Source organism: Flavobacteriales bacterium (genome assembly GCA_016704485.1).
Taxonomy (GTDB): Bacteria; Bacteroidota; Bacteroidia; order Flavobacteriales_F; family PHOS-HE28; genus PHOS-HE28.
The window spans coordinates 1,097,849-1,113,199 of the sequence record JADJAA010000002.1 but is presented as its reverse complement, the minus strand read 5'-3'; the positions used below and the strand labels follow the sequence as shown (position 1 = coordinate 1,113,199).

At 50.6% G+C, this 15,351-nt stretch carries 16 protein-coding genes; 6 read left to right on the top strand and 10 right to left on the bottom strand.

Annotated features, from left to right (window positions below; all coding sequences use genetic code 11):
* Positions 1-2: 2 nt before the first annotated feature.
* On the bottom strand, positions 3-659 hold the full coding sequence (locus IPF95_15945; protein ID MBK6476176.1) for a peptidoglycan peptidase: 657 nt from the start codon (positions 657-659) through the stop codon (positions 3-5).
* Positions 660-788: 129 nt separating this feature from the next.
* The gene (locus IPF95_15940) at positions 789-2,414 is read right to left on the bottom strand and encodes a M23 family metallopeptidase (GenBank protein ID MBK6476175.1); all 1,626 of its coding nucleotides are present in this window, start codon (positions 2,412-2,414) and stop codon (positions 789-791) included.
* A gap of 296 nt (positions 2,415-2,710) precedes the next feature.
* Between IPF95_15940 and IPF95_15935 the strand changes: the two genes are divergently transcribed.
* From IPF95_15935 to IPF95_15920, 4 genes are all read left to right on the top strand, one after another.
* On the top strand, positions 2,711-3,010 hold the full coding sequence (locus IPF95_15935; GenBank protein MBK6476174.1) for a hypothetical protein: 300 nt from the start codon (positions 2,711-2,713) through the stop codon (positions 3,008-3,010).
* A gap of 2 nt (positions 3,011-3,012) precedes the next feature.
* The gene (locus tag IPF95_15930) at positions 3,013-3,294 is read left to right on the top strand and encodes a cell division protein ZapA (GenBank protein ID MBK6476173.1); all 282 of its coding nucleotides are present in this window, start codon (positions 3,013-3,015) and stop codon (positions 3,292-3,294) included.
* Positions 3,295-3,364: 70 nt separating this feature from the next.
* Entirely contained in the window at positions 3,365-4,906 is a 1,542-nt protein-coding gene (rny, locus tag IPF95_15925; GenBank protein MBK6476172.1) for a ribonuclease Y, read from the top strand.
* A 51-nt stretch (positions 4,907-4,957) separates the two neighbouring features.
* Positions 4,958-5,944, top strand: coding sequence for an SDR family oxidoreductase (locus IPF95_15920; GenBank protein MBK6476171.1), 987 nt, complete (start codon positions 4,958-4,960; stop codon positions 5,942-5,944).
* A 28-nt stretch (positions 5,945-5,972) separates the two neighbouring features.
* Here IPF95_15920 and IPF95_15915 read toward each other — a convergent pair whose 3' ends face one another.
* Together IPF95_15915 and IPF95_15910 are read right to left on the bottom strand one after the other, a co-directional pair.
* A complete protein-coding gene (locus IPF95_15915; GenBank protein ID MBK6476170.1) occupies positions 5,973-7,274 on the bottom strand; it encodes a hypothetical protein in 1,302 nt (433 codons plus the stop codon).
* Entirely contained in the window at positions 7,271-8,164 is an 894-nt protein-coding gene (locus IPF95_15910; protein MBK6476169.1) for a WD40 repeat domain-containing protein, read from the bottom strand. The genes IPF95_15915 and IPF95_15910 overlap by 4 nt, the downstream gene beginning before the upstream one ends.
* Positions 8,165-8,402: 238 nt before the next feature.
* Here IPF95_15910 and IPF95_15905 point away from each other — a divergent pair, with 238 nt between their 5' ends.
* Positions 8,403-8,633, top strand: coding sequence for a hypothetical protein (locus IPF95_15905; GenBank protein MBK6476168.1), 231 nt, complete (start codon positions 8,403-8,405; stop codon positions 8,631-8,633).
* The gene (locus IPF95_15900) at positions 8,630-8,923 is read left to right on the top strand and encodes a type II toxin-antitoxin system RelE/ParE family toxin (GenBank protein ID MBK6476167.1); all 294 of its coding nucleotides are present in this window, start codon (positions 8,630-8,632) and stop codon (positions 8,921-8,923) included. The genes IPF95_15905 and IPF95_15900 overlap by 4 nt, the downstream gene beginning before the upstream one ends.
* A gap of 10 nt (positions 8,924-8,933) precedes the next feature.
* Here IPF95_15900 and IPF95_15895 read toward each other — a convergent pair whose 3' ends face one another.
* The 6 genes from IPF95_15895 to IPF95_15870 all read right to left on the bottom strand — a co-directional run bounded on the left by IPF95_15895 (position 8,934) and on the right by IPF95_15870 (position 15,270).
* Positions 8,934-9,119, bottom strand: coding sequence for a hypothetical protein (locus IPF95_15895; GenBank protein ID MBK6476166.1), 186 nt, complete (start codon positions 9,117-9,119; stop codon positions 8,934-8,936).
* A gap of 304 nt (positions 9,120-9,423) precedes the next feature.
* A complete protein-coding gene (locus tag IPF95_15890; protein MBK6476165.1) occupies positions 9,424-11,136 on the bottom strand; it encodes a DUF2207 domain-containing protein in 1,713 nt (570 codons plus the stop codon).
* A complete protein-coding gene (locus IPF95_15885) occupies positions 11,136-11,693 on the bottom strand; it encodes a LemA family protein (protein ID MBK6476164.1) in 558 nt (185 codons plus the stop codon). The genes IPF95_15890 and IPF95_15885 overlap by 1 nt, the downstream gene beginning before the upstream one ends.
* An 86-nt stretch (positions 11,694-11,779) precedes the next feature.
* The gene (locus IPF95_15880) at positions 11,780-12,061 is read right to left on the bottom strand and encodes a hypothetical protein (protein MBK6476163.1); all 282 of its coding nucleotides are present in this window, start codon (positions 12,059-12,061) and stop codon (positions 11,780-11,782) included.
* 850 nt (positions 12,062-12,911) lie between these two features.
* On the bottom strand, positions 12,912-13,769 hold the full coding sequence (locus IPF95_15875) for a DUF4846 domain-containing protein (protein MBK6476162.1): 858 nt from the start codon (positions 13,767-13,769) through the stop codon (positions 12,912-12,914).
* Positions 13,770-13,824: 55 nt separating this feature from the next.
* Positions 13,825-15,270 (bottom strand): TonB-dependent receptor, encoded by a 1,446-nt coding sequence (locus IPF95_15870; protein ID MBK6476161.1) that lies wholly within the window; start codon positions 15,268-15,270, stop codon positions 13,825-13,827.
* Positions 15,271-15,351 lie beyond the last annotated feature (81 nt).

Below are 15,351 nucleotides of genomic sequence, written 5' to 3'. Positions count from 1 at the left end.
TGCTACTTTTCAAGTACGGTAACAAGAAGGGGACAATCGAATAGAGCGCCTGGGCCGATCATCAGTTCATCCAATGGCGGTGCGCTCCCGTATCGTTCCTTCATTGTTCGTTGAACAACCTCGCTTCCGAGAACATGGTCGCGCATTGGCTTAGGCGAACACAATTCAATGTTCAATGCGTCGGCATACATTTTCCAAACAAGCTCCGAACAATAGATGGTCTCATCGCTCCAGCCGAATTGCCGGTCGTAGGCTATTCCCATGAAGCGGTCGGCGCCAGCACGCAGCGCTACGATTGCTTCCGGGCCCAATTTCTCATCCGCCAGTTTCAAGCGCTTCGCCGCGAAATGGCCATGGTCACCTTGCTTCACCCATTCATCCAGAGGAGTGGCTTTTACAGGACCTACTGCTTCGTACACGATCCATTCTTCGTTCTCCTTGAACACGATGCCCACGTGTGTCCACTTACTTCCTGTTGCTAATGCGATCGCCTCGCTTTGGCCACCTGGCATAGTCTGGAATAGAATGTCTCCGCTGCGGAGGTCAGCTGCATCCTGCGTGGATGATGCTTTGAACTTTCTAGGTAAATGCTCAGTTGGTTTGGCTGCATAACCGATAAGGGTAAGAGCAAAGCCACTAATGATGAGGGCGCGTTTCATAAGGTCGAGCTTGGTCCGTTCGGTGAATTCCGGAACGGTGGATCTTCGACACATGAATTCACGCTAAGTCAGATCTAGAGTAAAGATCTTTTGAAATTTTAAGAGTTGGAGCGCTAATAGGCCAACTCGTTATCGGTCAAATTCCATCTCGAACTTGGACGTGTTCCCGCGATCATCGGATACTTCGACTACTAAGTTCTTCTTGCCGGAAGCCTTGGTATGGGTATCGAAATTGTGAACAAGCCGATTGGTCTTCGGATCATAGTCCATTAGGATCCAATTGCCATTGATAGAGGCTTTGAATGTGTCAATACCCGAAAGATCATCCGCGATCTTCAATGTAAAGCCAGAGCGTCCGCTCATATTCGCACGAAGGTCCACGTTCCTTATGGTCGGTGGAACCGTATCGATCATAACGGTGTATGTACCAAAACTGCGGACCTTGGTCGTGATGGTTCCGCCTGCTACCGTGCCACCTTCCGCACTAGGCTTGCCGCCAGACCCGATGGATACGATCAGCGCCTTGGCCCGTAGCTCCTGTGGAAGTTCGGCAGGTAGGTCGAGTTCCAACGTGCAATAGCTTTGGATCGGTGTATGCGCATCGTGCAGCACATGTAATGGTGTTATCGCATTTGATGGTGCGTCCTTGCGCTCGTAATGGACATAGGCATCCTCGTATAGAGCAAGTGCAGGAAGTGTCAAGCGCACGCCTGCTTCGGCCATTACATTCTCACTGTCATAGCGTAATAGACTTCCAATGGGCGTGGTGGTTGGCCAGGTGATACTTTCGGATGCCGTAGCACCCTTCAGCATGAATGTCAATTCAGATCGGTTACCGTTCGCATCGATCACAACGGATCGGATATGATGTTCCTTGCCGGGCTGTGTGGTGATCCGGCCTTGTAGCTGCTCTTTACCATAAATGTCGAGTTTATTGTTGGGTAGTTTGTAGCACCGGTGGTATTCCATCTTATTGGCCTTGTATAGCTCACCGTCCAGTTGTGCATTGCAATACCGCGTGGTGTTGAAGTCGATATGATCAAAATTGGCTGAGAACGCCTTTACGCTGTCCACGTATAGTTCGATCTTGCGTACTCCGAATTTGGCGCCGCTGTCATCATAGCGGTCCAACGTATGTATCGCCAATCCCACGGTACCGTATGCAATGGGAGCATCACCTGGTTTCAATCCGTATTTCCCCGAATTGCCCTGTACCGGAAAACCCAATGAACGGGCCGGGTAGGGGCCAACTCTGCTGCTATCTGCAAGGGGATAGAGGCGTACGCCGATGATCTCCGGCTGGGTGGTGTCCTTGACCTTGATGCCTAATGCTTGAGGGTCCAGGGCATGTTGCGCTCCATTCCGTATCTCGAAATGTAAATGTGGTCCGCCACTGCCTCCTGAATTTCCGCTAAGTGCAAAGACCTCACCTTGTTTCAAGGGTAATACATTCTTTTCCAGATACTGGTCAATGCTGAAGTCCTTGGTTCGGTATTGCGCATCCGCACAAGCGGCTCCAACGGTACCTGTCAACACCGATAAATGGCCGTAAACTGTCGTAAGTCCGTCGTTGTGCTCAATGTAGACCGCCTTGCCATAGCCCCACGGGCTTATTTTAATTCGTGAAACCCAACCATCTGCAACCGCTCGGACCGGAACACCCTCAACCCCGCCTGTACGCATATCCAGACCACTGTGAAAATGGTTGTTGCGGGGCTCCATGAAGTTGCCGGAAAGTGCTACAGGAATATCCATCGGGTTGATATATTTGGGAGACGGAACTGGACCTTGGGCACTTGAAGCAAAAGGTAATAAGTAAATGATGATCAGTATATTATTGCTCTTAATTGAAATCATTTTATAGGTCAATTAGTAGATCTGTGGGATCACTGGGGAATTGAATTTCCGCGAAGCTATTGCTGGTATCGTTCGTATCCAGCTACAATGACCCACGCCCGTCAACATGGTCGCGTTCAAACAAAACACGTGCTGTAACGCAAAAGCAGGTCTATATTTGGCGCTGGACCAATTTCGGACCCCCGGTCCAGTATATGAACACGTTCGCTGATCGCATCAACTCCATCAAAGACCACGTTACCCGGCTGATCCGGGATCAACATGCCTTGAAGGAGCGAGCATCGGATCTGGAGAAAGAAGCACATGATCATCAACGGATGACCGAAGTGCTTAAAGCGCGTGTTGCTGAACTGGAACGGGAGAATGAAGGCCTCCGAAAAGCTAAACCCCAGGTTGGGGAGAGCGGGACGGGAACGAATGAACGGATCGATGAACTGGTACTTGAAATTGACCGCTGCTTAGCGCTTTTAGGCACTGAAACGGGAGGTAAATGACCATGGAAGAACGATCCATTAGAGTGGAGCTAGCAGGCCGCGCATATCCATTGACCATTGATAGGTCGGAGGAAGAGAATGTGCGCAAGGCCGTAGATGAGATCAATGAAAGCATTGCCCGCTTGAAGGCAGGTTATCCTATGACCGACAAGCAGGACCTATTAGCAATGGCTTCCTTGGAAGTTACCGTACGGGCCCTTAACAACACAGCAGCCCGAACGGATACCGATGCAGAGAACGCATTGGTGGCCATTGAAAAAATGCTCTCCGGTCTTAGCGAGTAACACCTGTTCTGGTTCCCTTTCTGTGTGCTTTGTAAAAGGCGTTTGGTCCACTTAAAAACAACGTGGACAAATGGACATCATAAGCATTTTAGTAGGTCTCTTGGGAGGCATATTGGCTGGCGGAGGCATAGCATTCGTAGCCCTGAACAACGCGAACAAAAAGCAAGCTACCGGCATTCTGAAGGAAGCCGAGGCTGAAGGTGAAGCGCTCAAGAAAGAAAAGATCGTACAGGCCAAGGAGAAGTTCCTGGAACTGAAGGAAGAGCACGAGAAAGAAGTTCGCGAGCGTGAGCGGCAGTTGATCCAAAGTCAGGACAAGGCCAAGCAGCGTGAGCAACAACTAAGCCGCCAACACCAGGAAGTGGTGAATAAGGACAAGCAGCTGGAGCGCTTGAAAGAAGAGTTGGAGCAGAAGGTGATCGGTCTGGACAAGCGCCGAGAGGAGATGGATAAAATGCACCAGAAACAGGTGGATCAGCTGGAGAATATCAGCGGATTGAATGCAGATGATGCCAAGAAACAACTGGTTGAAAGCTTGCGTGATGAAGCGCGAACAGCCGCTATGTCAACCATCAAGGACATTACCGAAGAAGCCAAATTGACCGCCAATAAGGAGGCGAAGAAGATCGTGATCCAAACGATACAGCGCGTTGCGACTGAGCATGCTGTTGAGAATTCAGTGAGTGTCTTCCACATTGAGAATGACGAGCACAAAGGCCGGATCATTGGGCGAGAGGGACGGAATATCAGAGCGTTGGAGGAAGCAACAGGCGTGGAGATCATTGTGGATGATACGCCCGGCGCGATCATCTTAAGCTGTTTCGATTCCGTACGTCGTGAGATCGCACGTTTGTCCTTGCATCAGTTGGTGAAGGATGGGCGTATCCATCCGGCGCGTATCGAAGAGATCGTTTCCAAGACCAAAAAGCATTTGGAGGAAGAGATCATGGAGGTTGGCAAACGCACGTGTATCGACTTAGGCATTCACGGACTCCACAACGAACTGATCCGCATGGTCGGCCGCATGAAGTACCGCAGCTCCTACGGACAGAATCTCTTGCAGCACAGCCGTGAAGTTGCCAATTTGAGCGCTATCATGGCGAGTGAATTGGGACTGAATCCTAAAGCCGCAAAACGCGCAGGTTTGCTCCATGATATTGGAAAAGTACCCGACGAGGATCCAGAATTACCGCATGCTATCCTGGGTATGAAGCTTGCCGAGAAGTATGGTGAGAAACCCGATGTGTGCAATGCCATTGGTGCGCACCATGATGAGATCGAGATGACCACATTGTTGTCACCCATAGTACAAGCGTGTGATGCGATCAGCGGAGCACGGCCTGGAGCGCGACGTGAGGCAACCGAAGCGTATATCCAGCGTCTGAAAGATCTGGAGAGCATTGCGTTGAGCTATAACGGCGTTACGAAAGCATTCGCTATCCAAGCTGGACGTGAGTTACGCGTAATGGTGGAAAGCGAGCGTATGAACGATGCACAAACGGATGAACTAAGCATGCAGATCGCTGATCGGATCATGAACGAGATGACCTATCCCGGACAAGTGAAGATCACCGTGATCCGCGAACGCCGATCTGTTTCCGTGGCGAAGTGATGCAGCTCGGTTATCCTATGACCTTAGTAAGTTTACAAGCTGAATAGGTGAATGGCTGAGAGGTCCGAACATATTCTTGTGACCGGCGGCTCTGGATTCATCGGGAGTCATGTGTGCGATGCCTTGATCGCAGTAGGCTATACGGTGCGCTGCATGGACAATTTCGCCACCAGCGATCCTGAGAATGTCGAACACCTTTTTTCTCATGATCGATTCGAATTGTTCGAGGGCGATATTCGCTCCTTGGCCGATTGCGAGAAGGGCGTGAGTGGCATTGACCGTGTGATCCATTTGGCGGCATTGGGATCCGTACCACGGTCCATTGCTGCACCGATCCCAAGCCATGATACCAACCTCACTGGTTTCCTGAACGTGTTGGAAAGTGCGCGTACCGCAAAGTCGGTCAAACGGTTCGTGTATGCGAGTAGCTCCAGTGTCTATGGTGATTCGAAAGAGTTGCCGAAGAAAGAACCGAACATCGGTAAGCCGCTTTCGCCGTATGCCGTAACCAAAGCAGGCAACGAGCATTACGCTGACCTCTACTACCAACTCTATGGCTTCCCGACCGTAGGACTGCGGTTCTTCAATGTCTTCGGCGAGCGTCAAGATCCGGAAGGCCCCTATGCGGCAGCCATTCCGAAATTCATCAGCAGCTTCTTGCGCCATCAGGAACCGACAGTGCACGGCGATGGGCATCAATCACGCGACTTCACCTACGTTGGCAATGCGGTGCAAGCCGTTTTAAGAGCAATGGAGTCAACGGATAAGCGTTGCGAAGGCGAAGTATTCAATGTGGCCTATGGCTCGCGCGTTGATCTATTGGAGTTGATTGGATCACTGCGGAATGAACTTGCCAAGATCGACCCTGCAATTTCCAAGGTGGGTATTAAGCACATCGAAGAACGTCCCGGTGATATCCGCGATTCGTTGGCCGATATTTCAAAGGCCCGTGATATCCTTGGGTTCGCCCCTGAATTCGATCTTCAAAAAGGATTGGAACGGGCGGTGCCGTGGTATGTGAAGAATTGGGGAGGCTAGAATTCCCTGTTCCGAACGTCCTTTTTCTTCAGGTGATCTTATCGACGCGCAGGAATACATCCCAGTACTTATCCTTCGTCATATCCTCCCAGTGGATCTGGAAGTAACGCGCTTGGTAGGTCTGCACTTGGCAGAGGACGATCAATGCAACGGTGGTGGTAATGAAGATCACACGGATCTTGCCATTGAGGTTTTGCACGGCGAAACCAAATAATAGCGCGAATAACCCGAAGTATTCCACATAGGGCCTTGCGCCGAAACTACCGCCGTACCACCAGTTCCACCACGCAGAAAGCACGTAGGTGAGTACTACGAAGAATGCGAGCCATGCAAGTGCGGACCATTTCGATCGGTCCCACAAGAACTTCAGCCCGACCAAGGACAAGCCAAGCAGAGGTAGGTAAACGAAGAGTCCTTTTTTGTAGCTGAATAGGATGTCGATCATGTGTGGATCCATCCAGTTGAATCCTTCTTCACCGTAACTGTAGACCAACCATGAACCCGTTGCAATGCGGTAATAGATGAATTGCAGTGACATGATGGATAGGCCGATCGCAATGGATAGTAGCAATTGCCTAGGTGTACGAAGCACGTTCCGTATCCATTCCTTGAATTCAATTCCAGTGTTGAAAACGATCGGGATCGCCAACAGGATCATGCCATTCACCGGACGAACAAGAATGATCGTCCCAAGCAACGCACCGGCCTGTATCAGATGAACGGGCCGGAAATTCAATGCCATGTGTCGTGCGACAAGCAAGAACAAACTACAGAGCCCGAAGCTATAAGCGTGTGACATTCCCGGCGCCACTACAGCGTAGTAGAAGAGATTGGTTCCGAACGCGAATGCGACCAACGTGAACGCGATCAGGTTCTCCGAGATGGAATAGGTCCGAAGCAATGCACCCGTCGCCCACAGCCCGACAAGCACCCAAAAGATGGCTGCGAGGTTGATGGCGATCACATAGGGCTTCGTGTACCCATCGTCAACGTTATCCGTGATGCCGCAATAAGCATGTGCGCCGAGGAAGAATGGGAGTTGTAAGAGTGCCGTACCGCAGAAATACTTGTTGATCCTATGCGCGTTAAATGTTGTGCGATAGTCGTAGAAGAGATCTGGATCGTAATGTTCTCCATTTTCCACGCGATCAAAGGATCCGAAATTCGGGTCGTGATCAATGACCAGTGAAGGTAAATACGCATAGTACCCTTTGGCGTCTGCTTGAAGCACATTGCGCCAGTGCTCTTTTCCCCAATTGATGTTCGAACTACTTATGATCAGCAATGCGCCAACGCCCAGTATGACGAACTGATGGAGGCGGGACTTCATGCCCACACCCGAATGGACCTGTCATCGCTACCGGTGATCAACCGATCGCCAAGCCATAGCAACGCGTTCACCGAATGGGTATGACCATGGTTAGATCTTTCCAATCGTCCAATTGGATCGAATGAATTTGGTTCCCAAAGCTTAATGGTCTTGTCCCGACTTGCTGTGGCACATTGGTTCCCTTTGGCATTGAATGCGATGGAGTAGATCGTGCCGCCATGTGCTGGTACCACATAAAGTGCACGGTAGTTCTCACCACAATGCCAGAAACGTAAATGACCATCTTTTCCACCGCTGATCAACACAGGTTTGGTAGGGTGGTACGCCACACAGGTAGCACCCTTCGGATGGATCTCCAGCGTATACAGTTCGTTGTATATCTCCGTATCCACAATGCGTACCGTCCCATCCCCGCAGGTTATCGCCAGCAACTTAAAGTCGGGGCTTACCGCCATTTGACGCAGCTTTTCATCCGCTATCGGGATCTGTCGGTATAAGGTCAACGGTGCTTCACGATCGGCCGTGAGGTTCCATATGCTTAACGAGCCATCGCCACCGGTGCATGCAATTTTTCCATCTCCTAACTCAGCAATGTCGAAGATGCCTTTCTGATGGACCTCGAACAACTGTACTTCCTGCTTCCTCTCCAGATCGATCACATGCAGACCACCGATCTCGTTGCCGATCAACAACGTCCTTTTGTCCGCCAATAAGCGCAGACTGAAAACCGCTTTACTCACCGTTACGATCAATTCGCCTTCATCTGGACCGGAACTGTTCCATTCCACCACGCTGCCATCCCCGCTACCACTGAGGAATTTGCCATCTCGACCGGGTGTTAGCGAATAGATCGGGCCTTTATGACCGGTATAGGTGTTCGTTAATTCCATGAGTTCCGTTGTTGCGAAGGTGCGAACTTCTGGCGGAGTGGAACATGACCAGAGCAGGGGTTTGGGAGCCTGCTGTTAACTGAGCGGTCAAGTGTGCGCTAGTGATTGCTCTCTCTTTCTAAGTATCACTGAGCCAAGTCGGCAGTCAGGTTGTAAACCACAGTAAGTTCTTGTTCTGGGATCGTAGGACCTAAGTTAGACCTAAGCAGTAAGTATCTTTGGGTAAAGTATTTTGTAAATGAAACTCAACGAATTGAAAGTCACGCTTGCAAAGCAAATACTGGAATCTGACAACGAAGAGCAATTACGCTCTGTTGATCAGGTATTGAATCCACCTGCGAAATTCAAGTTGACCGCAGCACAGAAAGCAGAACTGGACAGTGATTTTGCAGACTACAAAGCGGCCAAGGGAAAGAACCACACTTGGAATGAAGTAAAGGCGCATGTTCGAAGTCACCGGGCCAAATGAATTATGAGCTCGTCCTTCGGTCGAAGGCCAGACTCGATATTGTCCATGGGGATACGTGGTATCAGCGGAAAAGTATCGGACTCGGTGATCGTTTCCTATTAGAATTACAGCGCTGTTTTGAACAGATAGGCTCGAACCCCAGCGGATTCCGAAATATCCATGGGGAATTCAGACAGGCCCAAGTGAATGTATTTCCTTATGTCGTCATATTTCGCGTTGTGAACGAAACGGTTGTCGTTATGCGCGTTTTTCACACGGGGCAGCATCCGCACAAGAAATTTAGAATTTGAGTTACACCGATCATCCCTTGAACCCTTCTCGTATCATACGGATGGATTCTTCAGCGGTGTAGGACTTGGTCTTTCCGCTCAAGTGGTCTGTGCGCTGCGCCTCTAGCTCAGCGATCTCCTTATCAGTGAAGTCCTCATCTTGCTCCATGGCTTGCGGGAACGTCTTTTTCAATAAGTCCACGATCTGCTTGATCATGTTCTCATCCCGAATGTCGGCCAGTCTTTCCAATAATTCTAATTTGATCGCTGCGTTATCCGTGGTTCTTAGAACCGTTGTGTAAAGATATGAGAGTCAGGTCGGATTTCCTTGCCAAGCTTGATAGAACCTCCTTCGGGACATAGTTCCTAGACACTTGAGTATTGGAAAACTCCGCATCGAGTCCGAAGGGTCTTCCATTACCCTAGCTCAAGACCTCGACCAGATACAACGGGCGTAAGTGTGTCTTCGTGGAGCAGCCGTAGTTCACCTTACGTCGGCCTAAACGGTACGTAGTTGCCCACTACCACCCACCACCGCCACCGCCACCGCCTCCGCCGCCGCTAGATCCACCACCACCAGACCCACCACTGCTGGAAGGCGGCGTGCTCGAAGAGCTGACACTGCTGCTAAGCGAGGAGTTCATGTGCTGGGAGAACGCGCCGTAGTTCATGATGGAACCGCTGTACCAGCCAGGGTGGTAGCTCTTGTCGATGAGGGCGTTGGCGATCAGGTCCTGAAAGCGATCGCCCCAGATCTTCTCCACTTTGAACGCGATGGCGTAGGGCAAATACTTCTCAAAGATCTCGGGCGTCATCGTAGGCGGATTGAAATGCTGGAGCTGTTTTTCTTCCGCCGCGCTCAGGTACATTTTGAAACCCAATAGCCGCGAACGCAGCGCCTGCTTTTCAAGGCTGGGCTTTTTGATGAGGTAGATGTAAAAAATGAGAAGGATGAGGTTCGCCACCACGAAGACTACGATGTACACGGCATCACGATCGCCCCAGAACATGTTGGCCAGTACCACAAGAGCGATGACACAAACGACAACCAAGAGGATCGGGATCAGCCAGAACTTCACGTTGTTGCCTTTGTTGAGGAAGGTGTTCCACTGGGTGGTCAATGTGCTCTTGAACGCGGCAGCCATGCTTTGAACGCGCGGGTCATAGGTGCCGTCGAAAACAAAGCCTTCCGGCACTGAGTTGAACAACCGCGTATAGAGTTCGTCCTCCTCCTTGGGCAGGCCCGTGGCTCCCTTCAGCCGCACGATGGTATACGTCTCCTTCGTTATGAGACCGAGCAAATGATCCTCCTTTTTCTCGTCGATGCGGATCAGTCCCTTCACGGCCAGATCGATCATGGCAGGTGTGATCAGTCTGTTCTCAAAACCACCTTCCATCACCATACCGACCGATGCCGGTGATAGTCCATCCGGCGGCTCGAACAACGGGATCACGGTGGGAATGTCCGGATCACGACCGAAGCGCTTCCACGTGACAAAGTAGTAGAGCAAGAGCAGCAACGTGATGCCACCGCCCACCAGCGCCACAGCATGCAGCTCGAAGAAGGTCGGTGGCGGCGGTTCGGCCACTACGCCTTTCTGGAAACCCACGGCCACCGTCAGGCCTTCGTAGTTCTGCAGGGCGCGACCTTGGAAAGTGACTGTATGTGCATCGTTGATCGAATCGGTGCAGTTCCTTTCCGTGGAGCCGAAAGAACCCGTGTAACATGCTGTCTGCTTCACTTGGGCCGAAGCGGGTAAATGAATGGTCGCCGAAATGCTGTCGATCGGGAAGTCCCAACCATTGCCGCTCACGTTCCAATAGATCTCGTCGTACTCGGTAAAGAAACCGACCTGACCTTTGGTGGTGTAAGTGATGCGGTAAGGGTAATCGCCGGGTTCCAAGAAGTTGCCCTCCGACCCTACGTAGAGCAAGAAATCGTCGCCCTCGGTAGCGGTGTGGTACGGCGATGTTGCACCGAAAATTTCCACCGCGCTGAGTTCGTACGTCACCCGATGTTGCCGACCGTTGTGGTCCTGAAAGCGAAGTGGAAGCTTCCGCACGATGCCACGCTTGAACTGGTCGCCTTCCGCATGGATGGTGATCTCCTCGGTCACCGTCAACTGCCCATCGGGTGCAACGGTGAGGTCTGTGTGAAAGGAATTGATCCGTTCGGATTGGCCATGCGCTGAAAGCACACCGATCACCGAAGCCAGCAGCAGCCAGCGCCGCATCACGAGAACTTTACGGAAGGTGCCTGCTTCTCCGCTTGGTTCTCCAACTCGAAGAACACGGACTTCGCAAAGCCGAACGAATTGGCGACCACGTTGCTCGGGAAGGATTCGATCAATGTATTCTGCTCGCGCACATTGCCGTTGTAGTAGCGCCGCGCTTTTTCGATGTCGCCTTCCACTTCGGACAATTTGTTCTGCAGGTCCAAGAAGTTCGTGTTCGCCTTCAGTTCGGGATAGCGTTCGGCCACGGCCATCAGGTTCACGAGCGAGCCTTTCAATGCGTTCTCCGCCGCTTGCTGGCCTTCCACCGTGGTGGCTTGCTGTGCTGCTGCGCGGGCGCGGGTCACGTTCTCGAACGTTTCCTTCTCATGGGTGGCATAGCCTTTCACCGTTTCTACCAAGTTGGGGATCAGGTCGTAGCGTTTCTTCAACTGCACATCGATGCCGCTCCATGCCTCAGCCACCAAGTTCTTCAACTTTACCAGCTGGTTGTAGATCCCAATGGCGTAGAAGGCCACGAGCACGATGAGTCCGAGGATAACAAGTAATATGATCATGTGGTGGGGTTTTGGGAGGAAGGGAGGTCGAATATAGCAATGGACGCATTCAGGTTGACGAAACACATCTTCGATCCCGGTCCGGCTCAGATCTTCTCCAGGATCATGGTCTTCATCCGCATCACTTCTGCTTTCGTGAAACCGTGCGCGCGGATGTTCCCTTCACCGGTGGTATTGATGATAATGGTGGAATAGCCAACGAACGGACAGTCAATGTCAACGGATGAGATCCGGCTGAAGGGTATGGTCTTCTCATTACCGCTGAAGAGACTGGGCACTTTCAGGGTGACCCCTTGTTGGTCAATGATGATCTGTGAAGGGAAGACCCGGTTCCCTTCCGTAAGTCGTGTGGCGATGAATGTTTCCATGGCCGGTGAAGTTATATACGCGCTGGTGCTGATCCGTGATCCTTTCTGAATTGTGTAAGGTCGGCTTGAACCATCTCAGGATGAATCATAGGCGCAGCCCATGAAGACGAACCTACGTCCTGGAACCTGCCTGCGGCAAGCAGGGCCGGAATTAGAGATATATTCGGCGTATGGCTTTACGTAAGCTAATGAACAAGGTCGGTTTGGTCTGTTCTGTTCTGCGAGTTTTACCTGCTCATATTTGTTTTCGAGAGCAGCTGGTTTTCACCAATCGTGGGCCTAAACTTATGTTGAAATGTAAATAGCATGAGATGGATCTATAGTATTCTCATACCGCTGGTTCTTGCTATGCTGTCTTATTCATTAGTATTGAAATGGAACTATCATTATCAAGAGAATGATGTGTTGGAGAACGGTCGGCTCGGTAATGGAACTATTGTTGATCGGAGCGATTGTGAAAGAAGACACGTACGAACAAGAAATAAAATGATCGAATTGGGAGTTGCGGTTAAAGGGTTGAGTTATCGGATCAAGGATTCATACAGCAACTGCCCCGAACTTAAGTTAAACGAAAACCTTCAGATCCTGTATAAGCCCGGTGTCACATATGCCTTTCCTGCTGGACATCGCAGAGGTATTGACGCATTTATTACCCCGTTAATCCTGATTGCGGTATTGTATGGCTGGTTTAGGTACATACAACGAGTTATGAAATTCAGATCATTGAATATCTTCAGATAGTTACTATACACTATCGTAGTGTGAACCATAGCCGCATCTCACGAACATGAACCGGTGCCAGATCTGTATAGGTTCTGGCGTATGACACTTCGCCCCGCGAAGAGTTTCTTCACCAACACTTCCGATCACTCCAATCAAACGTCCATTCAGGTGTCCGTAATTGGTCACCTTCACCTACCAAGAACCAAGCTCCCAATTCTGGGCTTCCAAGGTTCTGCAACACATGAATATTCTGTGCAGGCATGTAACTCTGGGCCAGCATGAAGTAGGTCCTGCCTTTCTCGTCTTTTGCAATGTCAAACACAACAACTGCATGTCCTGGCGAACCGCCGTGTATGAACACATCACCGATCTGCATTGGCTTATCAGAACACGGCTTTAGCTCTTTGCTCAATGATAAGGTGCCTGCGTAAGTGAAAACGCGTTCCAAATAATTCAGGAGTTGTTCGTGCGAGTCATCAGGTTTTGCCGTGTTCATCCATGCGCATCTATTGCCAGTTACATTGATGCGTTCACCTTGAGACCATCGCTTCCAACTCGCTGCAAAACCATTGGTGAAGTTGAAGGTGATCTCCCCCTGTTTCCCGCTTGAATACAGGTATTCCGCACGAAGTCGGATGATGGCATCCGCGCATTGTTGCAGGTCCTTTTCACCTACGGAAATGTCGATCACGGCAGCATGAACATCTTGCCTTGATTTCTGCGTTCCATTGTAAAGAATGACGTTGGTGCCAGCGGGTTTTAGTGGAATTGCTCGGAGGTAAGCTCCAAATGAATTGGGTGCTACTTCGATCCGATTACAGTTCTCTGGTGGAGAAAACCGCGTTGCTACTGTTGTTCCGGAGCTTTCGCCAATTGCTGGCGTGAGCGTCGCTGAAGGGTGTTCATCAAGAACACTGGGCTTAGCGCTGGTTCCGCAAGCACAGAAAAAGGCAAGGACCAAGGGCAAGAAAGAAGTGATCGGCATAACCCTGTAATGCTAGGATCGACTGAATGTAACGGGTATGCGAAAAGCTCTTGATCTACGCGTCAACACCGTCCTTCTTGGGAACATAACCGAACAACTTATTGTCCTTGATCATGTTATCCACGTAGGGTGGGACCATATCTTCCCAACCACTCGCATTGGTGCGGATCATTTCCAGCACTTGTTTGCTGAAGATGTGTAGGACCTTGGGGTCGAAGCTCTCGATGTTCACCAAGCGTTTGTTGAACAGCAAGTAGTCGTACAGCGGCTGTAAGCGTGGATGGACAGGCATGCTCTCCAATCGCATAATATCATCTTGTTCAGACTGACGGCTCGGATAGACATAGATCTTCAGATCTCGTGTGAAGAGGATTCCGAAAGCCTCCAACATACCGCCGTTCAAGTTCCGGTAGTATTTCTCGTCGAATACGTCAATGAGGTTGTTCACGCCCATGATCAAGCCCATGCGTGCCTTGGTATAGCGGCTGAAGTAATCCACCAGTTTGTAGTATTCCTGGTAGTTGCTGATCATCACGGTCTGTCCTAATGAACAGAGGATATCAGCACGATCAATGAAGTCCTTTTCGTCCACATCACCGGTATCCTCGCGCAAGTTGCTCAACGTGATCTCGAACAATACCTGCAGATTCTGACGGTCTACACGCTGTTCCTTGATGTACATGTTGTAGCCGTTCATGATCATGTCGATGTTCACTTTCGTGACAGGACGGAAACTTCCACGGATCGCAAGGATGTTCTTCTTGTACAATGCTTCGCTTGCCTGTAGGTTCTGTCCATCGGGACCGAAGAGTACGGCATCCGTGTACCCGCGCTTTACCAACTGCAAGCTCAACAAACGATTGTCCACCTGTGCAAAGGCAGGGCCGTTCATCTGGATCATGTCGATCTCTATCACATGTCTGCTTACGTTGTCATACAAGCTGTGCATCAGCTCGTTCGTGTCATTGTGATTGAACAATGCGCCATATAATAAATTCACTCCCAATGCACCAATGCTTTCTTGTTGCAAGGTGATATCCGGATCATGCAGTCGGATGTGGAGGATGATATCACTTGTTGGATCTTCCGGTCCTGTCTGGAATCGTACACCGATCCAGCCATGTCCACTGTGAGGTCGCTCAAAAGTTGAACCGGCAATGGTGTTCGCAAAACTGAAAAAGGTCTTCGTTGGATGGTCCTTGCGCGAAAGACGATCAACGATCAAGCCATATTCATGGCGGATCATGTTCTTCAATCTGCTTTCACACACGAAACGGTTACCCGGTTCCGGCCCGTAAATAGCGTTACTGAAGTCCTTGTCATAAGCGGACATGGCCTTCGCGATGGTCTGCGAAGCCCCGCCAGCTCTGAAGAAATGGCGAACCGTTTCCTGACCAACACCGATCTCTGCGAACGTGCCATACAGATCGGGGTCATAGTTGATCCTACGCGCTTTCTGGGCCGGACTTAGAACGGCGCGTGTGGGGTCCTGTTGGATCATTTGCGAAGCAAGGACATTTTGTTGGGTCGCAAAGGTACGGTTTATGGGTTAGTTGGAAGCTTGATCTTGCACGCTATTGTT